Source organism: Spiroplasma endosymbiont of Phycita roborella (assembly GCF_964031195.1).
Classification (GTDB): Bacteria; Bacillota_I; Bacilli_A; order Mycoplasmatales; family VBWQ01; genus Spiroplasma_E; species Spiroplasma_E ixodetis_A.
In genome coordinates this window covers 434,246-460,392 of sequence record NZ_CAXIQJ010000004.1, presented here as the reverse complement: position 1 = coordinate 460,392, position 26,147 = coordinate 434,246, and the positions used below count along the sequence as shown (strand labels likewise).

16 protein-coding genes, 1 tRNA gene, 3 rRNA genes and 2 pseudogenes are annotated in these 26,147 nt (G+C 29.6%); 2 read left to right on the top strand and 20 right to left on the bottom strand.

The genetic code is table 4. From position 1 onward, the window contains the following. Nucleotides 1–65: 65 nt before the first annotated feature. The 19 genes and pseudogenes from AAHM95_RS04580 to AAHM95_RS04495 all read right to left on the bottom strand — a co-directional run bounded on the left by AAHM95_RS04580 (nucleotide 66) and on the right by AAHM95_RS04495 (nucleotide 23,966). Nucleotides 66–473: a hypothetical protein gene (locus tag AAHM95_RS04580; RefSeq protein WP_342273977.1), complete on the bottom strand. Its 408-nt coding sequence runs from the start codon at nucleotides 471–473 to the stop codon at nucleotides 66–68. A gap of 855 nt (nucleotides 474–1,328) precedes the next feature. Continuing rightward, nucleotides 1,329–2,084, bottom strand: a complete 756-nt coding sequence (locus tag AAHM95_RS04575; RefSeq protein WP_342274242.1) for an NHL repeat-containing protein — start codon at nucleotides 2,082–2,084, stop codon at nucleotides 1,329–1,331. A gap of 91 nt (nucleotides 2,085–2,175) precedes the next feature. After that, nucleotides 2,176–2,905, bottom strand: a pseudogene (locus AAHM95_RS09660) (DNA alkylation repair protein); the annotation flags it as partial. 161 nt (nucleotides 2,906–3,066) lie between these two features. Beyond that, nucleotides 3,067–3,173 (bottom strand): 5S ribosomal RNA (gene rrf / locus AAHM95_RS04570). A gap of 82 nt (nucleotides 3,174–3,255) precedes the next feature. Next, a 23S ribosomal RNA gene (locus AAHM95_RS04565) occupies nucleotides 3,256–6,193 on the bottom strand. 191 nt (nucleotides 6,194–6,384) lie between these two features. Continuing rightward, nucleotides 6,385–7,906: ribosomal RNA gene (locus tag AAHM95_RS04560) — 16S ribosomal RNA — on the bottom strand. Together the 16S, 23S and 5S rRNA genes form the textbook arrangement of a ribosomal RNA operon. 310 nt (nucleotides 7,907–8,216) lie before the next feature. Continuing rightward, a complete protein-coding gene (gene thrS, locus AAHM95_RS04555) occupies nucleotides 8,217–10,151 on the bottom strand; it encodes a threonine--tRNA ligase (RefSeq protein WP_342274241.1) in 1,935 nt (644 codons plus the stop codon). Nucleotides 10,152–10,194: 43 nt separating this feature from the next. Then, nucleotides 10,195–11,601, bottom strand: a complete 1,407-nt coding sequence (gene pyk, locus AAHM95_RS04550; protein ID WP_342274240.1) for a pyruvate kinase — start codon at nucleotides 11,599–11,601, stop codon at nucleotides 10,195–10,197. Between the two features lie 18 nt (nucleotides 11,602–11,619). Next, a complete protein-coding gene (locus tag AAHM95_RS04545) occupies nucleotides 11,620–12,672 on the bottom strand; it encodes an ATP-dependent 6-phosphofructokinase (RefSeq protein WP_342274239.1) in 1,053 nt (350 codons plus the stop codon). A 106-nt stretch (nucleotides 12,673–12,778) separates the two neighbouring features. After that, the gene (eno, locus tag AAHM95_RS04540; protein ID WP_338975897.1) at nucleotides 12,779–14,083 is read right to left on the bottom strand and encodes a phosphopyruvate hydratase; all 1,305 of its coding nucleotides are present in this window, start codon (nucleotides 14,081–14,083) and stop codon (nucleotides 12,779–12,781) included. Between the two features lie 119 nt (nucleotides 14,084–14,202). Continuing rightward, nucleotides 14,203–16,545, bottom strand: coding sequence for a hypothetical protein (locus AAHM95_RS04535; RefSeq protein ID WP_342274238.1), 2,343 nt, complete (start codon nucleotides 16,543–16,545; stop codon nucleotides 14,203–14,205). A 28-nt stretch (nucleotides 16,546–16,573) separates the two neighbouring features. Then, nucleotides 16,574–17,500 (bottom strand): hypothetical protein, encoded by a 927-nt coding sequence (locus AAHM95_RS04530; protein WP_342274237.1) that lies wholly within the window; start codon nucleotides 17,498–17,500, stop codon nucleotides 16,574–16,576. 190 nt (nucleotides 17,501–17,690) lie between these two features. After that, nucleotides 17,691–19,226, bottom strand: a complete 1,536-nt coding sequence (gene gpmI / locus AAHM95_RS04525; RefSeq protein WP_338974017.1) for a 2,3-bisphosphoglycerate-independent phosphoglycerate mutase — start codon at nucleotides 19,224–19,226, stop codon at nucleotides 17,691–17,693. A 17-nt stretch (nucleotides 19,227–19,243) separates the two neighbouring features. Then, nucleotides 19,244–20,620 (bottom strand): hypothetical protein, encoded by a 1,377-nt coding sequence (locus AAHM95_RS04520; RefSeq protein ID WP_338960988.1) that lies wholly within the window; start codon nucleotides 20,618–20,620, stop codon nucleotides 19,244–19,246. Between the two features lie 41 nt (nucleotides 20,621–20,661). After that, the gene (gene tpiA, locus AAHM95_RS04515) at nucleotides 20,662–21,411 is read right to left on the bottom strand and encodes a triose-phosphate isomerase (RefSeq protein WP_338974021.1); all 750 of its coding nucleotides are present in this window, start codon (nucleotides 21,409–21,411) and stop codon (nucleotides 20,662–20,664) included. Nucleotides 21,412–21,427: 16 nt separating this feature from the next. After that, entirely contained in the window at nucleotides 21,428–22,180 is a 753-nt protein-coding gene (gene nagB / locus AAHM95_RS04510; RefSeq protein WP_342274236.1) for a glucosamine-6-phosphate deaminase, read from the bottom strand. 27 nt (nucleotides 22,181–22,207) lie between these two features. Further along, a complete protein-coding gene (gene nagA, locus AAHM95_RS04505; RefSeq protein ID WP_342274235.1) occupies nucleotides 22,208–23,401 on the bottom strand; it encodes an N-acetylglucosamine-6-phosphate deacetylase in 1,194 nt (397 codons plus the stop codon). A gap of 132 nt (nucleotides 23,402–23,533) precedes the next feature. After that, nucleotides 23,534–23,609, bottom strand: a tRNA-Phe gene (locus AAHM95_RS04500). Nucleotides 23,610–23,705: 96 nt separating this feature from the next. Beyond that, nucleotides 23,706–23,966, bottom strand: a complete 261-nt coding sequence (locus AAHM95_RS04495; protein ID WP_342274234.1) for a hypothetical protein — start codon at nucleotides 23,964–23,966, stop codon at nucleotides 23,706–23,708. Between the two features lie 238 nt (nucleotides 23,967–24,204). Here AAHM95_RS04495 and AAHM95_RS04490 point away from each other — a divergent pair. Together AAHM95_RS04490 and AAHM95_RS04485 are read left to right on the top strand one after the other, a co-directional pair. Next, nucleotides 24,205–24,513, top strand: a pseudogene (locus AAHM95_RS04490) (transposase); the annotation flags it as partial. An 80-nt stretch (nucleotides 24,514–24,593) separates the two neighbouring features. Then, on the top strand, nucleotides 24,594–25,832 hold the full coding sequence (locus tag AAHM95_RS04485; protein ID WP_342274375.1) for an IS256 family transposase: 1,239 nt from the start codon (nucleotides 24,594–24,596) through the stop codon (nucleotides 25,830–25,832). A gap of 149 nt (nucleotides 25,833–25,981) precedes the next feature. Here AAHM95_RS04485 and AAHM95_RS04480 read toward each other — a convergent pair whose 3' ends face one another. Further along, a complete protein-coding gene (locus AAHM95_RS04480; RefSeq protein ID WP_342273906.1) occupies nucleotides 25,982–26,140 on the bottom strand; it encodes a hypothetical protein in 159 nt (52 codons plus the stop codon). Nucleotides 26,141–26,147: the final 7 nt, after the last annotated feature.

Genomic DNA, 26,147 nt, shown 5'->3' with positions numbered 1-26,147 from the left:
AAATTTGGTGTCTTAAAATCAATTTTAAAGATATAAAGATATTGCAAATGCAATATCTTCCCCTTTTACATCTGTGGTGAGCTTGGTTTATATCCACTTGTTAAAGGTTGATTTTCACTGTTTGCACTGCGTTTTCATTGTTCAAAAATTGAATCAAAATCATAATCTAAACTTGATTTTAATTTTAAATATTTTCCTACATTATCAACCCTTTTTTGTCCTTTTGATTCGATTTTATCTTCTAAATCATATATATTTAATTTTTCAATATATGGAATTATTTTATATTTCTTTTTTAAATTTTCATTTAATGTTTTTAGATATATTTCTAGTTTTTCTATTTCTTCTTTAAGATTTTTTTCAGTATTTATTATATTATCTAATTCTTTATTATCTTTAATTTTACCCTCTAATTTTTTTATTTCAGAATAATAAAATTCATAAACTGGTGAATTAGGTTTAACTTTAAACATTTTTTATTTTCTCCTTTGAATAAATAATAAAAAAACTCATTTATTTTATCTTAAAATAAATGAGTTAAAAACTTATATAATTTTTTGTATAAATTAATTATACAAAAAATTTTAAAAAATTAAAAAACTTTATTTCTATTTTTATCTAGAAAAGAATTTATTTGGAATTTATGTTTATTTAACAGTATAACTTTTCAAAATAATTTATTTTTTAAAAAATATTTTTGGGAAATTTTCACTCGATATTGACAGATTTTTTTAATATGTTAGTACATAAATTTAAATAAAAATAAAAAAACTTACTATATAATTAGCAAGCAAGTCTTTTATTTTTATTAATTTTAATACTAATTACTTATATATAACCTATATTTTATTAAAATTTTTAGCTGTATATAAGATTCCTTGCGATCCAGCAGCATAAATTGAATCATCTGGACCAACTGCTAAAGCAAAAATATGATCATCAGTATTTTTTATTCCAGATAATTCAGAACATAAATCTGTATCTTCTATTTTTTTATATACTTTATTAGAGTCAATACCAACAAATAAATTATTATCTCTATCAATGACTAAACCTTTAACCTCGTGGTTTGGATTTGTTTCTAATATTACCTCATATATTCCATTCTTTATCTTATAAAGACGACCATTTCAAGAACCAGCAAAAACAGTATTATCCTTGTCAACTACTAAACTATCAATTTGATGCCCATCGTTTATTTGTTGAAATATTCCAAAAGTTTGACTTATTTTATCAGTTTTATAAATTATTCCACGATCATCATCACCAGCATAAATTGAGCCATCTGAACCAACTGCTAAACTATGAATATGATCACCATTTGTTCCTTACATTAAACTAGTGCTTCCATTTTTACTGATTTTGTATACACCAGTATTACTACCAACATAAACAGTTTCAGTATTTTTATCAAATGTTAAAGCTCAAATTCAGTTTTTTGGTCCTGGTATTATAATTTTTTCAAAACTACGTACACCATCACTCTTATAAACAAAACCATTATCACTATCAACATAAACATTATCTTCATTATCAATTACTAAGGCTCTAACTGCCCAATATCCTTCTAATCCTGCCATTAAAATTTCTAATCCTGTTGGAGTAATCTTATAAACCTTATCTTCTTGTGCTCTAAAAATATTACCTTGTGAATCAACACCTAAAGCATAAATGTTTCCATTTGTTAATTTTTGAGAAACAAAATTAGTAATACTATAATACAAATTAACTGTTCCTATATAATCACCTTTACCAATAATTGTAGCAGTACTATTATCTTGTCTTTTAATATCAAAATCATTAATAGTTAATGATTTAATTGCATGATTTGCTTCAATAATACCTATTAGTAAACTCATTTTAGATGGTGCTAAATCCTTCCCACTATTAATAAGTCCTAAATTATTATTTACTATTATATCTGCTAAGTTAATTGCACTATGTTTATTTTCTAAACTTTTTTTATTTTGAATATAATTAGTTGCAATATTAGTTTTTTCTTCAATTGTGTTTAATACATTAGTTAAATTTCCTGTTGTTGTTGCAAGTGTTAAAACACTTAATGTTTTTATTAATGTTTTCATAAGTACCCCCTTTTTGATACTACTAATAGTTTTTTATAGTATACAATATATATAATATATATTAAGACTTTTAAAATAAAATACAAATCTTTTAATTTTCCAACTTTGTAATTCTAATTAAATTGATATGTAGGTTAATTAAATAATTAATTAGACTATTTAATAGCCAACATCTTAAAATTAATGTATCTCAAGTAGTACCATTCACAATAAGTGAAATTGAATGAGTTCCTGTAATCCTTGTACTTATATCTGCAAAGCAATGTTTTTTTGCGTAAAATTTCTTCACATTTTCCTTTAAATATATCTCTGATATTTGGAATATTTTACGATTCCGTTTACCACTTGCTTTCACATAATCAATACTATATTCTAATCGTACCTTGATTGCTTTTTTGTCTCAATCTTAAAAGAAAAAGTCATATTTTCTCCAATAGAAACAAATTCAGCACCTAAAGCAAAATCAATCACATTTACACAATCAATATTGGTAAAACCAAAGATTTTCATTACCTCCATATTGCCTTTTTTCAAAAGGGTCCTACAACCGTGCTTTACAATCCAATCAGTATGATTGTTTTTACCATATCATTCCTTTGCAATTTTTGTAACCAAGTCAGGATGTGTTTTAGAAATATCATTTAAATTATTTGCTACACTTTTACGAACATAAAAAGAGGGATCGGCTTTTAATTGTTGTAAAATTTTAAGGATTGGATATGAGTTTTTTTAAAATTTGTTAATGCTTGTCCTCATGGTAATTGAGGACGACAACCTTCACTAGCAAGTCGTCGCACATGCTCATTATCATGCTTAGATCAAGCAAGCGTTTAATAATATTGATGAATAAAAAATGATTTATCAATAGCAGAGCGTATAAGTGGTTTAAAACAATCATAAATTAAAAATAAAATTATTTACTTATTTTAATGTAAAAATTAAAAAAATCTTAATTTTTACATTAAGATTAACAATAAAAAAAATTTGGCATCGTGCTATTTTCCCATTGCTGGTATTTTCGCCGCTGGAGTGCTTAACTGCTGTGTTCGAGATGGGAACAGGTGTGACCACTCCGCCATGGACACCAAATAGTTTAGCAATTGCTCCCTAAAAACTAGAAACAGACATCTTTAAATTTGATTACTTTTGATTTGCAATAGAGAATATATTCTTCAATAAATCCTCGATCTATTAGTATCAGTAAGCTGAACATATCACTATGCTTACACACCTGACCTATCAACCTTGTAGTATTCAAGGGATCTTACTTCTTTCGAATGAGAAATCTCATCTTGGAACTGACTTCGCGCTTAGATGCTTTCAGCGCTTATTCATGCCCTACATAGCTACCCAGCTGTGCCACTGGCGTGACAACTGGTGCACCAGAGGTAGGTCCATTCCGGTCCTCTCGTACTAGGAACAGTTTTCCTCAAATTTCTTGCGCCCACGACAGATAGGGACCAAACTGTCTCACGACGTTCTGAACCCAGCTCGCGTACCGCTTTAATGGGCGAACAGCCCAACCCTTGGAAGCGACTACACCTCCAGGATGCGATGAGCCGACATCGAGGTGCCAAACCTCCCCGTCTATATGAACTATTGGGAGAGATTAGCCTGTTATCCCCGGGGTAACTTTTATCCGTTGAGCGACGGCCTTTCCACACAGCACCGCCGGATCACTAAGCCCAACTTTCGTTCCTGCTCGACTTGTATGTCTCGCAGTCAAGCACCCTTTTACCTTTGCGCTCTACATATGATTTCCATTCATATTGAGGGTACCTTTGGGCGCCTCCGTTACTTTTTAGGAGGCGACCGCCCCAGTCAAACTACCCACCAGACACTGTCCTTAGACCAGATTATGGTCTCAAGTTAGAATTTCAATATAGCAAGGGTGGTATCCCAATGGTGACTCCATGCCTACTAGCGTCTGCATATCAACGTCTCCCACCTATGCTGTACAAACTACACCAAAATTCAATATCAAGTTGTAGTAAAGCTCCACGGGGTCTTTCCGTCTAATCGCGGGTAACCTGCATCTTCACAGGTACTAAGATTTCACCGAGTCTATAGCCGAGACAGCGTCCGGATCGTTACGCCTTTCGTGCGGGTCAGAACTTACCTGACAAGGAATTTCGCTACCTTAGGACCGTTATAGTTACGGCCGCCGTTCACTGGGGCTTCAGTTCAAAGCTTCGCTTACGCTAACAAATCTCTTTAACCTTCCAGCACTGGGCAGGCGTCACCCCCTATACATCGTCTTACGACTTAGCAGAGAGCTGTGTTTTTGCTAAACAGTCGCCCGGACCTCTTCACTGCGACTCATATTGCTATGAGCTCCCCTTCTCGCTAACTTACGGGGTTATTTTGCAGAGTTCCTTAGCTATAGTTATCTCGCTTGCCTTAGGATATTCTCCTTGACCACGTGTGTCCGTTCTCGGTACAGGCACCATGGTGATGTCTTTAGAAACTTTTCTTGGAAGTATGGCATCAAATGCTTCGTTACTAAGCGAACCGTTCACTCCCCATCGTACTTCAAGGTTAACGCTGTGCGGATTTGCCTACACAACCCTCTTTGTACTTAGCCCAGCACTACCAACCACTGGGACATTTTAGCCTTCTCCGTCATTCCATCAGTCACCATGGTGGTACAGGAATATCAACCTGTTATCCATCGACTACGCCTTTCGGCCTCGCCTTAGGTCCTGACTAACCCTGGGTGGACGAACCTAGCCCAGGAAACCTTGGTCAATCGGCATGAAGGATTCTCACCTTCAATCGTTACTCACGCCGGCATTCTCACTTCTAAACGCTCCACTAGTCCTTCCGGTCTAACTTCGTCGCAGATTAGAACGCTCCCCTACCGCCCACAATATATGTAAACATATATATAGACCCATAGCTTCGGTACAATGCTTAGCCCCGGTACATTTTCCGCGCAGAATCATTCGACTAGTGAGCTGTTACGCACTCTTTAAAGGATGGCTGCTTCTAAGCCAACCTCCTAGCTGTCTGAACAATTCCACATCGTTTTCCACTTAGCATTGATTTGGGGACCTTAGCTGATGATCTGGGCTGTTTCCCTCACGTCCATGGACCTTATCACCCATAGACTGACTGCCAGATATGTAACAATGGCATTCGCAGTTTAATTGCATTCAGTACCCCGAGGTGGGGCCATCATACATTCAGAGCTTTACCTCCATTGCACTAATTCTGACGCTAGTCCTAAAACTATATCGGGGAGAACCAGCTATCTCCAGGTTCGATTGGAATTTCACCGCTAGCCACAAGTCATCCACGGTCTTTTCAACGAACGTTGGTTCGGTCCTCCATTAACTGTTACATTAACTTCAACCTGCTCATGGCTAGATCACCTGGTTTCGGGTCTACGACCACATACTAAACGCCCTATTCAGGCTCGCTTTCACTTCGGCTCCGTCTTTTCAACTTAACCTTGCATGTAATCGTAACTCGCCGGCTCATTCTACAAAAGGCACGCCGTCACCCATTAACGGGCTCCGACTTGTTGTAAGCATATGGTTTCAGAAACTATTTCACTCCCCTCTCGGGGTACTTTTCACCTTTCCCTCACGGTACTGGTTCACTATCGGTAATTGGTTAGTATTTAGCCTTACGCAGTGGTCTGCGCAAATTCCGACAAGGTTCCACGTGCCTCGCCGTACTCAGGATACTGTCAAGAGATTTATACATTTCGCATACTGGGCTTTCACCATCTATGGCGTTGCTTCCCAACAACTTCTGCTATATATAAATTTTGTAACTCTTCATAGGTCGAACCTAATAGACAGTCCTATAACCCCAGTCTGACGACTGGTTTAGGCTGCTCCCTTTTCGCTCGCCGCTACTAAGGGAATCGCATTCGCTTTCTTTTCCTCTAGGTACTAAGATGTTTCAATTCTCTAGGTATCACTCTGCACAACTATGAATTCATTGTACAGTACTATCTGATTAAAGATAGTGGGTTTCCCCATTCGGACATCTCCGGATCAAAGCTTATTTCCAGCTCCCCGAAGTTTATCGCAGGTAATCGCGTCCTTCATCGTCTTCCAATTCCAAGGCATCCACCATACGCTCTTAATAATTTATTTTTAGAATATCCTATTGCAAGATAAAAATTATCTTATTTTTTTAAAAGATGTCTATTATCCAGTTTTTAAAGAACAATTGCTCAGAGAAAACAATCCCTGAAAACTAAACAGAACAAAAGAAGTAATCCAATAAATCATCCATCTAATTTTTCTTGTTGTCTTGGTTTCTTATTAGAAACTAAACTCCATAGAAAGGAGGTGATCCATCCCCACCTTCCGGTAGGGATACCTTGTTACGACTTAACCCCAATCATCAACCCTGCCTTTGGCAGCTCCCTCCTTGCGGTTAGGACACCGACTTCTGGCATTGCCAACTCTCGTGGTTTGACGGGCGGTGTGTACAAGACCCGAGAACGTATTCACCGCGACATTGCTGATTCGCGATTACTAGCGATTCCGACTTCATGAAGTCGAGTTGCAGACTTCAATCCGGACTGAGACTGACTTTTTGAGATTTGCTTGACCTCGCGGTTTAGCGACTCTTTGTATCAGCCATTGTAGCACGTGTGTAGCCCAGGTCATAAGGGGCATGATGATTTGACGTCGTCCCCACCTTCCTCTAGCTTACACTAGCAGTCTCCTTAGAGTCCCCAACTTAATGCTGGCAACTAAGGACAAGGGTTGCGTTCGTTGCTGAACTTAACCAAACATCTCACGACACGAACTGACGACAACCATGCACCACCTGTATCCTTGTTAACCTCTACTATATCTCTATAGCTTCGCAAGGTATGTCAAGACCTGGTAAGGTTCTTCGCGTTGCTTCGAATTAAACCACATGCTCCACCGCTTGTGCGGGTCCCCGTCAATTCCTTTGAGTTTCACTCTTGCGAGCATACTACTCAGGCGGAGTACTTAATGCGTTAGCTACAGCACTGCCTCATGGCAACACTTAGTACTCATCGTTTACGGCGTGGACTACTAGGGTATCTAATCCTATTTGCTCCCCACGCTTTCGTGCCACAACGTCAGTAATAGGCCAGTTAGCCGCCTTCGCCACTGGTGTTCCTTCATATATCTACGCATTCCACCGCTACACATGAAATTCCACTAACCTCTCCTATACTCTAGTAATGTAGTTTCCAAGGCGGTCAGGGGTTGAGCCCCTAAATTTAACCTCAGACTTGCAAAACCGTCTACGCACGCTTTACGCCCAATAAATCCGGATAACGCTTGCCACCTATGTATTACCGCGGCTGCTGGCACATAGTTAGCCGTGGCTTTCTGGTAAGGTATGGTCGATACTAAAATCATTTCTTATTCTAGCACTTCTTCCCTTACAACAGACTTTTACAATCCGAAGACCTTCATCAGTCACGCGGCATTGCTCCATCAGGCTTTCGCCCATTGTGAAAAATTCCCTACTGCTGCCTTCCGTAGAAGTTTGGGCCGTGTCTCAGTCCCAATGTGGCCGTTCATCCTCTCAGATCGGCTACGCATCGTTACCTTGGTAAGCCATTACCTTACCAACTAGTTAATGCGCCGCATCCCCATCAATTAACGAAGCAAATGCTCCTTTCATTATTTATCATTGCAAATAAATAACATATGCGGTATTAGCTGTCGTTTCCAACAGTTATTCCCCACTAAATGGTAGGTTAGATACGTGTTACTCACCCGTTCGCCACTAAAATATTGCTACTTTCGTTCGACTTGCATGTATTAGGCATGCCGCCAGCGTTAATCCTGAGCCAGGATCAAACTCTCAATAAAATTGTTTTTGTTAAAAGATGATGTCTGACTTATTTAATTTTTAATAAAAAATTGACGGATTAATTCTTGTTCTATTTAGTTTTCAAAGATCGTTTTTTCTAGTTTGTAACCCATTTATTTTCGGGCACAATAAATATCTTACAGAAAACAAAACCCAATGTCAATGAAAATAATAGTAAAAATATAAATATTTTTTTCGTATAAAAAAATGGTTTAAATTTTACTAATATACTTAGTAAAATTAAATTGCTTAATTAACTAAAAAACCATTTAAGAATTAGAACCTTAAATGGTTTTTTAATTTTTATAGTTATATTTTATTCTCAACTTGTTTTGTTAATAATTTTAAAAATTCTGATAAAGTAACAATTTTACTTTCTTTTTGACCATACTGACGATAACTTAAATTATTATTTTCTATTTCCTTATCACCAATAATAATTTGATAAGGAATTTTTTGAGTTTGTGTTTCAACAATACGTTTGCCAATAGTTCCACTGCTAATAATTTCAGTTCGTAAATTATGTTGTTTACAAGTTTGCAATAATTTATTAGCATATTCTAAGGTTTTTTCTTTTTCATTTATTGGTAAAATTGCAATTTGCCTTGGTGCTAATCATAGTGGAAAAACGCCTTTATTTTGTTCTAATAATGTGGCAATAAAACGTTCATATGTACCAATTAATCCTCGATGAACAATAACTGGATTTGTTTCATTATTATTTTCATCAATATAAGTTAAATTAAACTTTTTTGGTAATAAGAAATCGAATTGAATAGTAGATATTGTAATTTCATGACCTAATGCTGTTTTAATTTGAACATCAAATTTTGGTCCATAAAAAGCAGCCTCACCAATCATTGGTTTATACTCTAATTGTAATTCATCTAATACTTCACGTAATGCTGTTTCTGCTTGATTTCACATTTTATCATCATTAAAATATTTTTCTTTATCAGCAGGATCTCGTAAAGATAATGATAAATAATCAATTTTAATATTTAAAGTTTTTAAAACCTCAGCAATTAACTGATAACAACGTTTAAATTCTGTTTTCATTTGATCAAATCTAACAAAAATATGAGAATCAGTTAATTCCATACTTCTTACTCGTTCTAAACCAGTTAAAGCACCACTTGCTTCATAACGATATAATAAAGCATGCTCACTTAAACGCAAAGGTAAATCTTTATAACTACGAAGAGCACTTTTATAAATCATACAGTGATGAGGACAAGTCATTGGTCTTAATACCAATTGTTCTTCTTCTTTTTTAATTGGAGTAAACATATTTTCACGATAATGATCTCAATGACCACTTTTTTTATATAATTCAACAGAACCTAAAACTGGTGTTGATACTTCTTGATAATCTCACATAAATTCTTGTTTTCTCAAATATTTCTGCAAAACTTTTTTAATAACCATACCATTTGGTAAAAATATAGGTAATCCTTTACCACAATCATCATTAAAAGTAAAAATATTTAATTCTTTACCTAGTTTGCGATGATCACGATTTTTTCGTTCTTCAAGTTCATTAAGTTTATCTACTAATTTTACTTTTGAATAATCACAAATACCAGAAATGCGCTGTAATTGTTTATTTTTATCATTTCCTAATCAATATGCACCAGTAATACTTAATAATTTAAAATCTTTTATTGATGAAGAATTATTAATAGCAACACCCGATGCCACTACTAAAGTCTTATTATCAACTAAATAAGAGCATTTTAATCCATTAACATGATTTAATTTAATATATTCTAAAGCAAAAGGATTGTCTTTATGAGTTTTTAAAGATTCTTCTTTAGTTTGACAAACTCTTTTAATTTCAATATTTTTTATTAAAATTTCACGCATTTTCTCTTCAATTTTAATTAATTCATCATTAGAAAGTCGCTTTTCATAACCAAAATCTAAATAAAAACCATTATCATTAGTATTAGCAATCGTAATTAACGCTTGTGGATACATTAATTTAATAGTATGAGCTAAAATCATAGCACATCCATAATTTAAAATAGTTCATCCTAAAGCATCATCTTTTTTAATAAACTTGATTTCAGCATCTTCTTTAATTTCTCAATATAAATCTTTTAATTGTCCATTCAGAGTAAAAGCAATAATTGAAGAATCTATATTTTCATTTTCCTGTTTTAATAATTGATAACCAGTAATTGGATTTTCAATATTATAAGTCATCGTTTTTCCATTTAATTTAATTACATTAATTTTCATGTTTTACCTAATTCCTTTTCTAATTTACCTCAGTAGTACTAGGTTATTTGACAATAAAAGTTGTAAAAGGATTAGTATTATTATTAATATCTACTACTAATACTTTTGATTTAGTAGGGATTATATAAGTGCTACTAATGCTTTTAACTAATTGCGAAGAATTACTTAATTCTACTGGAATTCCTTCAACTGCTAAAAAAGTATAAATTCCAAAGTTTATTGCAAATTTATTATAATCAATAACATTATTAACAATAGGAATTATATAAACTGGCAAATGAGCATTAGCAATAGTTCTAATATAATTACTATCTTGACTATTAGTAATTAAATATTGTGGTTTTTCTTCAATAATTTTTTTAATAGTTTTAGCAACTAATTGATCTTTTGTATGCAATAAATCAGTAGCAATTTTACTCTGTTCTTGATGACTTTCAGCATCAACAAGAATTTTACTCATTGTTGCAATTGATAACACAGGATAGTTACCATTGGCAGATTCACCCGATAACATTGTACATGTTGCTCCCCAATCCATAGCAACCCAAACATCAGTAACTTCAGCGCGTGTTGGATGAGGATTATCTATCATTGAATCTAGCATTTGCGTAGCAACAATTATCGGTTTGTTAACAGTACGACATTTTTTAATTCATTCACGTTCTAAAAAAGGAACTTTTTCAAAAGGAATTTCAACTCCTAAATCACCACGAGCAACCATAATAGCATCTGATTCTTTTAAAATTTCATCAAAATTATTAACTGCTAATTGTGATTCAATTTTAGCAATGATTTGAATATGTTTACCATCATTATCATCTAAAACTTTGCGGATTTCTTTAATATCAGCTGCTGAACAAACAAATGATGCAGCAACATAATCTACTTTTTGCTGACAACCAAAAATTAAATCTGCTCTATCTTTTTCAGAAATAAAAGGTAAAGACAATTTAACATTTGGAATATTAATAGCACGACGATCTTTAATAGTATGTGTATTTAAAGCTTGACAAATAACAGTATGATCTTTAACCGCTGTAACCTTTAATGTTAATTTACCATCATCTACTAGTAAATTATCATTAACTTTAATATCCTTTGCTAAATTAACATAATTTACAGAAAACTTATCGGCAGTACCAATAATCTCTTTATTATCAATTATCGTAATAATTTCATTTTTTTTGATTTCTACACTACCCTTTGTAAAGGTATGTGTTCTAACTTCTGGACCTCTAGTATCTAACATAATAGCAACTGGTACATTTAATTGTTTAGATACTTCTCTAATCATTAAAACCCTTGCTAAATGTTCATCATGAGTACCATGAGAAAAATTTAAACGCCCACAAATTGAGCCATTTTCTATTAGTTGTTTAATAACATCAGCAGAATTTGAAGCAGGTCCTAAAGTAGTTACACATTTAGTTCTTTTTATAATTGATATCAAATTATTCACCTCTTTTTATTAAGTATTTTTTTTAAAAATAACTCCTGACAAACGTAAAATTTTATTAGCAACGTTATTTTTATTTATTGAAGGTGTGTTTAATGCATCTTGAATTTCAATAGCTACTAATTTATTATCTTGTAATCCAATACAAATACTAGATTTATTACTATTTGCAAATCTTTCGGCAGCAAAAATACCCATCATTGTTGCTAAATAACGATCAAATGCACTTGGTGTTCCCCCACGTTGAATTTGACCCAATATTACTGCTCTTGTTTCACAATCAGTATCTTTTTCAATGATTTTAGCTATTTTATTAACATCATATTGACGTTCAGTTACTACTATTACTAATGAACGACGTTGTTTTTTAGTGTACAACTGTTTAATAATATCAATCAATGACTGTTCTCCAATTCCTAAATCTTTAGTTGCAACTAAATCACAATTTGCAGCAGCAGCACTATGAAGAGCAAGGTCACCACAATTACGACCCATTACTTCAACAATCATAATTCTTCCATGAGAATTAGCGGTTTGACGAATTTTATCAAGATTTTCAACAATTGTATTAAGAGCGGTATCAAAACCAATAGTAAACTCACTTGAACTAATATCATTATCAATAGTACCTGGAATACCCACACATTCAATAGCTGCTTCATTACTTAATTTTTGCAAACCATTATATGTGCCATCACCACCAATAGCAATTAAACCTTCAATTTTTTTAGATTTTAAAATTTCAATACATTTTTTACGAGTTTCTTCTTGCTCAAATTCTCTAAAACGAGCAGACCCAATGATTGTTCCCCCCATCTCAGTCCCTAGATCAATTAAATTTGCTCAATTGTTATCAATAACATGAATGTCATTTGTCATTATTCCTTTATAACCATTTTTTATTAAAACTAATTCAAATGGTCTTTTATCAGCAGTAGCAATTTTACTATTTTCATGATTTATACCACGAAAAGTCTTATATACTGCATTAATAACATTATTCATACCTGGTGAATCACCACCAGAAGTTAAGATTCCAATTCTTCTTTTATTTAATTCTTGCATATTTAGTCATCCTCTCTTCTAATTACATTATTTTAGTGATAATTATTATAATTTGTTTAAAATTAAAAAGGATATCAGTAAATTTAACCATAAAATATGATTTTAATTAATTAATATTATAAAATACATCGTCACCTAAAAATTTAGCTTGATCTGCTAAATCAGCTTCAATTGTTAATAAACGATTGTATTTTGCAACACGATCAGTTCTTGACATTGAACCTGTTTTAATTTGTCCAGTATTAAAAGCTACTGCTAAGTCAGCAATCGTTGTATCTTCAGTTTCCCCAGAACGATGAGATACTACTGCCGTTCACCCAGCTTTTTGACACATTTCAATAGCTTCCATAGTTTCAGTTAATGTTCCAATTTGATTTAATTTAATTAATACTGAATTAGCAACGTTTTTAATAATTCCTTCTTTAATAATTTTTGGATTAGTAACGAATAAATCATCACCAACAACTTGGAATTTACCTTCTGATTTTTCTAATAATAATTTAAATCCTTCTCAATCACCTTCAGCCAAACCATCTTCAATTGAAATAATTGGATATTTTTTAGTTAAATCAACTAAATAATCTACTAGTTGCGCTGAAGTTAATAATTTTTCAGTATTTTTACTTTTACCATCTTTATTACCAAAAACATATTTACCATTTTTATAAATCTCTGATGATGCACAGTCCATAGCAATTTTTATATCTTTATTTGGAGTATAACCCGCTTTTTTAATAGCTTCAACAATTAAATCTAATGCTTCTTCGGTTGATTTTAAATTAGGAGCAAAACCACCTTCATCACCAACTGCAGTAACTAAACCCTTACCTTTTAAAATACTTTTTAAAGCATGAAAAGTTTCGGCAGCCATTTGGATTGCCTTTGAAAATGTTTTAGCACCAACTGGCATTATTAAAAATTCTTGAAAGTCAATATTATTATCAGCATGAGCACCACCATTAATTACATTTAACATTGGGACTGGCAACTGACAAGCATTAGTACCACCTAAGTATGTATATAAGGGCACATATAATTCATCAGCGGCAGCTTTAGCAACTGCTAATGATACCCCTAAAATAGCATTGGCACCTAATTTTGTTTTATTTTCTGTTCCATCTAACTTAATCATTGTTTGATCAATTAATCTTTGATTAGTAACTTCCAAACCAATAATAGCTTCGGCAATATTTTCATTAATATTTTTAATGGCTTTCATAACACCAAGTCCACCATAAACTTTAGTATCTTTGTCTCGTAGTTCTAAAGCTTCTCTAGTACCTGTTGAAGCACCTGATGGCACTAAAGCAAGCCCGTATCCACCATCTTCAGTTCAACATTCAACTTGAATAGTTGGATTTCCTCTTGAGTCTATTACTTGTAGTGCTCTAATATCAATAATGCAAGACATATTTGTTAATTCCTTCTTTCTTTAATATTTCACTAATTATTATACAGAAAAAAATATTGTTTAGAATCAAAAAAGCACAAATATTTTTTATTTGTGCTTCTAAAATAATGATGATTTAATTACATTTGTTGTTGTTGTGGATGTTGAGTTGTACTACTTGGTAATGATGCTCCATTAACTTTAGCAGCAGTATCACTATTTCATGGTTTTGAAGTTACTCCATCATCTTCTGGTATTAAACTTTCAGGATTATTAAGAGCAGTAACTATTGTTTCCATTAATTCATCAGTTTCAATCCTTTTTTGATTAAAATTATTACTATCAGATAAATCTTTCCTATTAATAGTTACATTTTGTTTTACTTCATCTCTATAAAAGGTATAACTTATACTTTTAAAATTATCATCTTTATCAAAAGTTAAAGAAAAATCAACTTCATTTTTAGCTAAATATGATAATACACGAATTTGTTCAGGACTAAGTTTCACTTCTGCTTTTAATGGAATTCCAAGTTCATCATTACATAAAACATAACATTTTCCATTAAAAATATTAAAATTAAAAGTTTTAGTATTTTTTAAAAATAAGTTTGATTTTAAATCAAGTATTGGTGTTACTGTTCTTGCTTCTAATACTCTTGCTTTTGCTTTTTGATTTATGGTACTAAGTTGTTCTTTATCTTCATCACTTAACTTATTAGAGCAATTTACTTTCTTATTATTTTCATCAAAATAATATGCTCTTAAAAATTTACCATCACACTTATTAAATAAAATAACAGTATTTGCTTTTTTATTTTGTTCTATTAAATTATTCAAAATATCATTTTCATTTTTTTCTAATTTTAATTTTTTATCCAATGTTTGCTCATCAGTTGTTATATTTAAATCTCATAATTTTCTACTATCATCTCATTTTAAATTAATAACATTTTTAACGATAACTGGAGATAATTTTGTAGCTGATGGTTTTGGTGATATTACCTGTTCAGCAGCAGTTCTTGCCACTTTAACTTGTGCTCCATTTTCTCCACAGTGAATACCCTTTAATCCATCAGGAAATAAATTATTATTTGCAAAACTTTTTCTTAATTCCGATAAAGAAATTGTTCCAATACATTGTAGTTGATTTTGATCAGCAATAACTACTCATTTTTCTACTAAATTATTACTTGGGTTTTTCGCAAAGTATACTTTTTGATACTTACCAGCAACTTCTATATCATTATTTCATATATTTTTATTTTCTTGAGAAAGTTCTTGTTCAAAAATTACATTTTCTGGATCTGATTTAGCATCTGATATTTTTATTTTACCATCTTCTATTACTAAACTATACAAACCTTCTATGCTATTATTTTGCAATGTTTCAGAGATATTATTTGCAATCTGTAAAGGTTCAGGTAAATCTTCTGGTAACACTTCTGGTGCATTTACTAAAAAACACATAGCAACTAAATCAATTTCTTGTTGCTCTTCTTTAAGAAGAGATGCTAATCCATTATTAATTGTTGGTTCTATAGTAAATCCTAATTGTGGAGGAATACTTAATGCTTTTAAATCATCAAATTGCTGATCGGTTAAAGGATTAAATTCATATGCTTGATATTTTACATTATCATATAACCATCCTAGAACAGGTTTTTTTGTTATTTTATAGGTTTCTCAAAAAGTTTCTCCATTTTCGTTAATCTTTTTATTTAAATAAAAAATATCATTATCAGTAATATTTTGAGCAGTTGTTGAGATTATAAAAGTATCATTTGGATCAGTAACATTTTTAATAAAAATTTCATTTCCTTGACGATAAATAAAATAGTCTTTTTCAACATTCACTAAGTTTAAATGTTTTTTAAAATTTTCAATCATTGTACTATTTGAAGAATAATCATTAATTTTATAGTGTTCCACATCTCAAACTGGGTTTGGTTGTTCAAATGGATTTCGCAACTGTGGAGCATCTAATAAATTATTAATCTTTTGATTAATTAAAACATCATTTTCTTTAAACAGTCCAGAATTTATAAAAATTCCATTAAATTCTGATAATTTTATACTTCCTAATAATCCTAATTCAGGTCTTATTTCACCTTCAGATTCATCAAATAAAATTTTATATATTTTAATTTTAGTATTGTCAGTTTCATCTTCAACGAAAACTAATTGGTCTTTTTTAAATAAACTTTGATCATTTTGAGTTAATGATTCATCACTAATAAATATAGTATTAACTAATGAACCACTATCAACAACAAATTTTCCATCTTGATTTAAACTAACTATTTTTTTTACTTTTAATGGATTAATCTTGAAAGAAGAATTCTTTAAAATATTAAGTGTATTCTTTTTTGAATATAGGTCATCCTCTACTTCAATAGCAATATCTTCAACATCACTTATTTCTGATTGATATATATTTCTCATAATGTTTGTAAATCATTTAAAATTTTTCATTAGTGGCATTTTTATTTTTCTCCTTTAATTATTACATTTATGGTGTTGGTGTAGATAAAACTGACTTAACACTTTGTTCTACTGGTTTTGATGGTGGTTCAGTACCATTAACTTCCTTTGCAGGAAAAGAATTATTACTTTGTACTTCTTTTTTAGGTGCAACAGAATTATTTTGTGAATGTTGTGAATGTAAAGAAGAGGCTGTACTAATTACTCTTTCAAAAGTATCAATTAATTTTTCAGCAATTTTTATATCTTTCCTCTTATGAGTCTGGTTATCAATAATATATGCAAACAAAATCTTTCCATTTTTATCAACTTCAATATTTATACTACCATTACGAGGACATTTTTTGGCTACAAAGTTTTTAAATTCCTTAGCATCATTTATATCTACAGGAACAATTGTTTTGTTTTTATTATCAATAAACAAATAACACGTTCCATTTTCAGCAAATGATAATTTCATAGGCTCTTCAGATCTTTTTATAATATTAACATTAAGATCATCTAACTCTTCTTTATATTCTTCATTATTTAAATTATTGGATTCTGATTCAGTTTTTAATAATAATGCTGGTAATTCTTTTTTACCTAAATATTCAAGAATAATCTTATCATTTTCTTTTTTAGTTCGATATAAATGTACTAGAGAACTATCTAATTTTTCTTTTACTATTACTAGTTGTTGTAATTGATCACTATTAATTACTAAAGGTGGTTGTTGAATAATACTAACGTTTTCATCATTAGTTTTTTTTACTAAACGTCCCTTTTCATCTACATATACAAGTTCAATAATATATTCTTTTAAACTACTATCCAATTGTGTTTTTATATCATCAATCTTAACTTCCAAACTATTTAAAGTTATATTGGGTGATGATTCATCTTTTTTAGAACTTAATGATTTTTGTAGAAAATCATTAAGTTCTCGATATTCTACTGTCTCTGATAATGGCATACTCTACCTCCATAATTTTTAATAAATGTATAAATTTCCAAAATATAAAAGCTAAATATAATAAACCCCTTATATTTATTTAAAAAAAATAAAAGTGGAAACACTATATTTAATTCATATACCTATATTTTAATACTTTTATATTCTTAAAACAAGCACTTATCAATAAAAAGAAAAAATCAATATATTTTTATTTAATAATTAAAGACTCACTTGTCATAACAGTTGGTTTAACTAAACCCAAAACGTCTAATAGCGTTGGAGCAATATTTGCTAAGCAACCACCTGATTTTAATTTTAATCCTGTTTTACAAATGATAAATGGTACTGGTTGCGATGTATGTTTTTTATTAGGATTACCCTCTTTATCAATCATGATTTCAGCATTACCATGATCAGCAGTAATCATTAAAATACCATTCACTTTTTTTATTGCTTGATACAATTTTCCAAGACATTCATCAATAACATCAATCGCATCAATGGCAGCATTTAAAACACCAGTATGACCAACCATATCTGGATTAGCAAAATTTAAAACCATAACATCATATATGTTTTTAGAAATTTCACTTTCTAAACGAGTAGTAATTTCGCGAGCACTCATTTCTGGTTTTAAGTCATAAGTTGCTACTTTTGGTGAAGGAATTAAAATTCTTGTTGATAGTGGATATTCAACATCAACACCACCATCAAAAAAATAAGTTACGTGTGCATATTTTTCAGTTTCAGCAATTCGTAATTGATGATATTGATTTTTACTTAATCATTCTCCTAAAGCATCAAGCATTGATATAGGTGGAAAAATAACACCTTGTGGTTTAACACTTTTAGCATATTCCATCATTGAAATAAAAAAAGTATTTTTTAATGTTGGTATTTTCATACTAATATTAAAATCATATTTATTATTTGTTAATGCTGATGCTAATTGAATTGCACGATCAGGACGAAAATTAGCAAAAATAATACTATCGTTATTAGTAATATTGCCATTATTAATTTCAGAATTATAAGCAGGCATAATAAATTCATCATTACGACCAGCACTATATTCTGCATTAACATAAGCAATAGGATCAATAAATGAAGCGCCTTCATGATTAACTATTACATCATATGCTATTTTTAAACGATCTCAACGTTTATCGCGATCCATAGCATAATATCTTCCTGAAATAGTAGCAAGCATACCAACACCTAATTGTTTCATAGTTTTTAATAACTGTTCAATATAAATTTTAGAAATATCAGCTTTTGTATCACGACCATCTAAAATAGCATGAACATAAACATTCTTAAAATTTTGTTGTTTAGCAATTTCTAATAATGCCAAAATATGATTAATATGAGCATGTACTCCACCATCACTTAGTAAACCAATAATATGAACATTACTATTATTCTTTTTGGCATGATTAATTGCTGACAATATTGTTTCATTTTTAAAAAATGTTTTATCATTTATTGACTTATTAATTAATGTTAATGACTGATAAATTACTCTACCGGCACCAATTTGTAAATGTCCAACTTCAGAGTTGCCCATTTGTCCTTCTGGTAAACCAACTGCAAGGCCAGAAGCTGAAACTTCAGTATGCGGATAAGTTTTTAATAAATAATCCAAATTAGGTTTTGTTGCAGAACTAATGGCATTAGTTGCACTAGATTTTGCAATACCAAAACCATCTAAAATACATAGTAATATTGGTTGTTTTGTTTTCATAAATTTCACCTCATATTTTATTTAATAACTTGCAACTGATGTTTAAAATTATCAGATTTAAAAATAGTAATCATTTTAGTAATAAAATCAGTAATACATTGATAATGAACAGTACTCAAAATAACAATATCTTTTTTAAAGACTATTTTAATAGATTGCTTTTTAGTAATTTTAGTAATTATTGTTTTTAAATCACAAATTGATTTTAAATCTTCACTTAATAAAATAACCATACTAGGATTATCACTAATATTATTAGAAAGAAATAAAATAGTATTACTACTATTAGCTAATAAATTGTGTCCTTTAATTTCCATTAAATTATAATCTAATAAATCATTATTAAAAGAATAATGAGTAATTTTCAAATTATCAATGACTTCTGAATAATAACCATAAGCAAAAGTCTGCGATAAATTTTCTAATATATCTTGAGATACTATCCGCCATTTTGAAAATGACTTCAATAGTTCTTTATGAATTTTTTGTAATTGTCATAAATCTTGATAATTAGTAATATTAGTTATCGGTGCTATTGGTTGAATATTTTCAGGCTGATTAATTGCTCTAATTTTTTTATTAATAGCATTAATAGCAATAATGATTGGTTTTTTAGCATTAATAAAAAAGTTTTCAATTCGTTGTTTATTACCTGCTATTAATGTTATTTTTCGCTGATCTTTATTAGTTTTAATAGCAACAACTGCTATTTTTTGCAAATTAATAATTTCTTGTAATTCAACTTCATTAAATTTTTTTAAATAACTATATTCTTTTTTATTTTGCAATAAAATTAACTGTTCTAATGATAATTTTTGTTCTAATAAAGAATTAATGATACATTCACTTTGCAATATTTGTTTTCTATTTATCTTTAAATTATTAAGAACAACAATAAAATTTTGTTCAGTAATAGAAATAGAACTAAAATTAGAAGTTTTATAATTTAATTGTTTCATCAAACTATTTGTAAATAATTTAGCACCAATTTTATTATTAACTAATGATTGATGATGACTTTCATTGATGGTTAAATATAATGGAATATCGTTAATAACGATTGGTCCACTATTAACTTTAACTAAATGAATATAAGTATTAGGAATAAGAGTATTATTAACATCAATTACTTCACCAGTAAAATATTCATTAGTAATAATACCTTTGTCACTAACAATACTATCACTACTAGAAGCAAAAATAGTTTTAGTACAAATAATAAAGCCAATTTGTTCTAATTGATTAGTGTCTTCACCATTTTTACTAAACAATGCTAAAATTTCTGACTTATTCCTAAAAGCATTGACAAAAGTGGTTGCCGGAAAGGCACGATGTTTAATTTTTTTTGTTAGTTTTGTTCACATACTTTTAATTTGTATCTTTGATAATTCCATGTTTAGTTAACTCCTTATTTTTATTAGTAATTTAAATAGAGTTAAATTAGTAAATCAAAAAAAGATTGTGGTACTAATGAAGCACCTCCAACTAATGCACCATCAATGTCAGGTTCAGAAAGTATTAATTTAATATTATCGGGTTTTACTGAACCACCATACTGAATACGTACTTGTTCTGCAACATTTTTATTATATAATTCACTAATAAATTCACGAATCATTTTACAAACCGTTTGAGCTTGTTGAGCTGTTGCTGTTTTACCAGTACCAATTGCTCATATTGGCTCATAGGCAATTACTAACTTAGCAATATTTTCTGCTTTAATATTTTTTAATGCTAACTTAATTTGATTTTTAATTACTTCATTAGTCTTTTTATTTTCATATTGGTTTAAAGTTTCACCACAACATAAAATTGGTATAATATTAGCATTAAATAGTGAATGTAATTTTTTATTTATTGTTTCATCTACTTCATTAAAATACATTCTGCGTTCAGAATGACCAATAATAACATGACTAACCATCATATCTTTTAGCATCTTAATTGAAATTTCACCAGTATATGCACCTTCGGTTTCATAATGACAATTTTGAGCTGCAATAATTAAAGCAGAAGTTTTATTCATTTTTAATAAAGGTAAATTAGTAAAACTAGCTGCTATTCCATAATCATATTTAATAGTTTTAGTTTTTAATAATTTATTAAATTCATTTAAAAAAAATTGAGTTTCTTCTATATTTTTATACATTTTTCAATTTCCAATAATAATCTTTTTACGTTCCATTTGTTTCTCCTTTAAGTTAATTTTTTTTTTTTGATATAGTTGGCTTTAATAATGTTGCTGCTTCTTCATCAATAATAATTGTAACATCATCATGATTTTGTAAAAAAGTACATGGATAATTTGGAGAAACTTTACCTTCAACTAACTCTCGAATAGCTTGTGCTTTATTAGTTCCTGTAGCAATTAAAACAATCAATTTAGCTTGTAAAATAGTATGAATACCCATCGTAACAGCTTTGGTTGGTACATCTTCAACTTTAGAAAAAAATCTTTTATTAGCTTCAATTGTTTCTTTAGTTAAATTAACAACATGTGTTTTACTACTTGCAAGAGTACCTGGTTCATTAAAAGCAATATGACCATTAGTACCTAAGCCCAATATTTGTAAATCAATTGGTCCTTTTTCTTTTAATAATTTTTCATACTCTTCCACATTTTGGTCTAAATCACCAATACCTTTAGGAACATACGTATTTTTTAAATTAAGACTTTTAATATGATTAAATAATTGATGATTCATAAAATAACGATAACTTTTTACATGATCTGGAGTTAAACCAACATATTCATCTAAATTAAATGTTACGACTTTTGATCAATCTCTTTTGTTATTTTTTGCATCTGCTATTAATAAATCATATGTTTCAATTGGACTACTTCCCGTTGCCAATCCTAAAATAGCATTTGGTTTAACTTTAATAATATCAATAATAATTTTACTTAATAATTGAGCAACCTCAGTTTTATCTTTTAAAATAATTAATTTCATAATTTAAAAACCCCTTACATTACTTACTTATTCTTGCTGATATGCAATTTTTCCTTCACATATTGTTAAAAAAATATCATTATTCTTAGTTAATACAATAATATCTGCTAATTTACCAATAACAATATCACCCGTTTTATTTGCAATTCCTACTTGTTTAGCACTATTATAAGAAGCCATTTTGATGCAATCTTGTCAATTATTATTAGTAATTTTTAATAAATTTTTAAAACCAGCAATCATTGTTGCAATGCTGCCTGCTAATTTTCCGGTTGCTTCAACAGTAACCTTATTATTACTTTTAATGACAGGTAATGGTCCCAATAAATACTTACCATCAGGCTGTCCTTTCGCACTCATGGCATCAGTAATCATACAAATTCCATCGGCACCTTTAATTTTATATGTTATTGCTAAAATATCAATATCAACATGAATTCCATCACAAATTAACTCAGTAACTAATTGATCATAATATAATGATGCCGGAACAACACCAGGATCACGATGATTATATGGGCTCATTGCATTATAAAGATGGGTAATATGCGTTAAACCATATTCAACAGTTTTAGTTATTTCTTTAAAAGTAGCATTACTATGACCAACACTAGGAATAATGTTATTTTTAATTAATGAAGAAATAAAATTTGAATTTTTATTATTTAAATTAGGATCTATCTCAGGAGCATAAACAATAAATTTTAAATTTTTGTTACTAATTATATTTCAAGATTTTACTAAATTAAGATCAAGAACATGAAGTAATGACGGAGTATGTGCTCCTTTTTGTAATTCTGAGATAAAAGGTCCTTCTAAATATGCACCAATAATTCGTGCCTTGTTACCTTTATTTTCTGTTTTCATATACTTAGCAAATACTGAAAGAACATTATCAATTTCTTTTTTGCTGGCAGTAACTGTTGCATAACAAAACTTTGTTACTCCCTCTTTTGGAACTAATTTTGCAAAATTATTAATTGATTCAATGGTACCATCCATTAAACTATAGCCATAACCTCCATGTACATGTAAATCAATAAAACCAGGTATTATTGTTTGATTATGACAATCAATAACCTGAGCATCTTGAAATTCATAATTATACTTTCCTTCATTAATTTGGAAAATTAAATTATCTTTAATTACTAAAAAACCATTATTTATTATTTTCTTAATGCTAATTATTTTCGCATTATTTAAAACTAAAATTTTAGACACTAATACCCTTCTTTCTAGAATTATTAATTGTTTAAAATTGCTAATGACACTATTATACCTAAAATTTTAACTTAAACCTAAATCTAAGAAAAATAATTAAAAAAAAGGCTTAATTGCCTATATTTTAAATAATGGTGGCTCGAAGCGGATTCGAACCACTGACACTTCGCTCTTCAGGCGAATGCTCTACCAACTGAGCTACCGAGCCGTTACCTATACAATAATAGCATATAAAAGTAAAAAATAACAAGGGGTTAAAACTTATTTTTTAATTTATTTAAATATATATTTATTTTTTTGCTAATTATCTTCTAATTACATATCTTCTTCAACAAGGTTTTTCAGTTTTTGGCATTAAGTGATTTGAGTCTCTTCTAATTTCTTCTTTTCAATTATTATTTAATAAATCAGTAGACTCATTTTCTTTAGCAATATTTGCTTGTAAAAATATATTATTACCAATAATATTTAATGATTCACTTCTTTGAAATTCATGATCACTACATACATCATTTACTAAACTTTTGACAATCTCACATAATTTTTTACAAGTATCTAATATCAATTTATATTTTTCTTTACCTTTTCATTTTTCAATTAATGATTCACAATTTTCAATAAATTTATCCTGTCATTCTTTAAACTCTTCGGAATTAATTGTCTTAGTTAAATCACCATCACAATAATAAGTTAATATTTCTTTTCAAACGGAAATGTTTAGTAATCTGTGTAACTTACAAAAATAACTATGTTTAATTAATTCTAGTAAATATAATTAAATGACTAGAAAGAGTGAGTTACAGATGGCTAAAAAAGATAACTTTAATAATAATGATCCAATATCAAAAGCAGTAGATTTATTACTAGAAAATACTGAAGATTTAACAACAGTTTTTAAACCTGGCGGTTTATATAAAGAATTAACAAAAAGATTAGTTGAAAAAATGTTGAATTCTGAAATGCAAAATTATTTAGGATATGAAAAAAATCAACATAGTACTACTGAAAATGCTCGTAATGGTACAAGTTCAAAAAAATTAATAACTCAACAAGGTAAAATTGAAATTGATGTACCAAGAGATCGCAATAGTAATTTTAGGAAATGTTTAGTAATCTGTGTAACTTACAAAAATAACTATGTTTAATTAATTCTAGTAAATATAATTAAATGACTAGAAAGAGTGAGTTACAGATGGCTAAAAAAGATAACTTTAATAATAATGATCCAATATCAAAAGCAGTAGATTTATTACTAGAAAATACTGAAGATTTAACAACAGTTTTTAAACCTGGCGGTTTATATAAAGAATTAACAAAAAGATTAGTTGAAAAAATGTTGAATTCTGAAATGCAAAATTATTTAGGATATGAAAAAAATCAACATAGTACTACTGAAAATGCTCGTAATGGTACAAGTTCAAAAAAATTAATAACTCAACAAGGTAAAATTGAAATTGATGTACCAAGAGATCGCAATAGTAATTTTACTCCTGTAATAGTTCCTAAAAGGCAAAGAAGATTTGATGGTTTTGATCAACAAGTTCTTTCCTTGTATGCAAAAGGAATGACATTATCTGACATTAGAATGCAGTTGCAAGAGTTATATCATGGTGCTGATATTAGTGAAAGTGTTATTAGTCAAATTACTGATGATGTTATTAATGATGTTAAAGCATGACAAAATCGACCATTAGAAAGTATTTATCCTATTGTTTATTTTGATTGTATAGTAGTTAAAGTACGACAAGATAAACGGATTATTAACAAATCAGTTTATATAGCATTAGGAGTTGATTTAGAAGGCAAAAAAGATGTTTTAGGATTATGAATTAGTGAAAATGAAGGTTCTAAGTTTTGATTATCTAATTTCACAGAAATGAAAAATCGTGGCTTAAATGATATTCTTATTGCTTGTAGTGATAATTTAACAGGCATGTCAGAAGCAATACAATCAGTTTATCCTAAAACAGAACATCAATTATGCATTGTTCATCAAATTAGAAATAGTTTAAAATATGTTTCATACAAACATCGAAAAGGTCTAGTTGCAGATTTAAAACCAATTTATAGTGCATGTAGTGAAGAACAAGCAATGCAAGCTTTAGAATCGTTTGAAAGTAAATGAAATAAACAATATCCTCAAATTACTAAATCTTGATATAAAAATTGAGATAATTTAATGGTTTTTATTAGTTATCCAGTAGAAATCAAAAGAGTGATTTATACTACAAATGCTATTGAATCTGTTAATAGTCAATTACGAAAAATCATCAGAAATAAAAAAGTTTTTCCTAATGATATGGCAGTTTTCAAAATATTTTACTTGGCAATTGAAAATATAACAAAAAAATGAACATTGCCTATTCAAAATTGAAATACAGCAATTGCTCATTTTATGATAAAATTTGAAGACAGAATTAATCTAAATTAGTAACTTTGTAAAACAAAGATACACAGATTATTAAAAAGCCTCAATTTCTCTGCAAATTAATGTTCCAACACTTGTTCCAATAATTATTAATTCATGTAAAAATTCTTTCATATAAATTTTCCTTTCAACTATTTATTGTTTATTTTTGATTATTCATCAAATTCACCTTTAATAATTCTTTCAATCATACATTTTGCATCTATTAAAAGATTTGCAATTAAACGTTCATTCAATCTTATGTCTTCTAAATCTTTTTCATGTTGTTTTAATTTATCATTGTAATATTCTAGTAATTTTTCTTTATTCATAAATTAT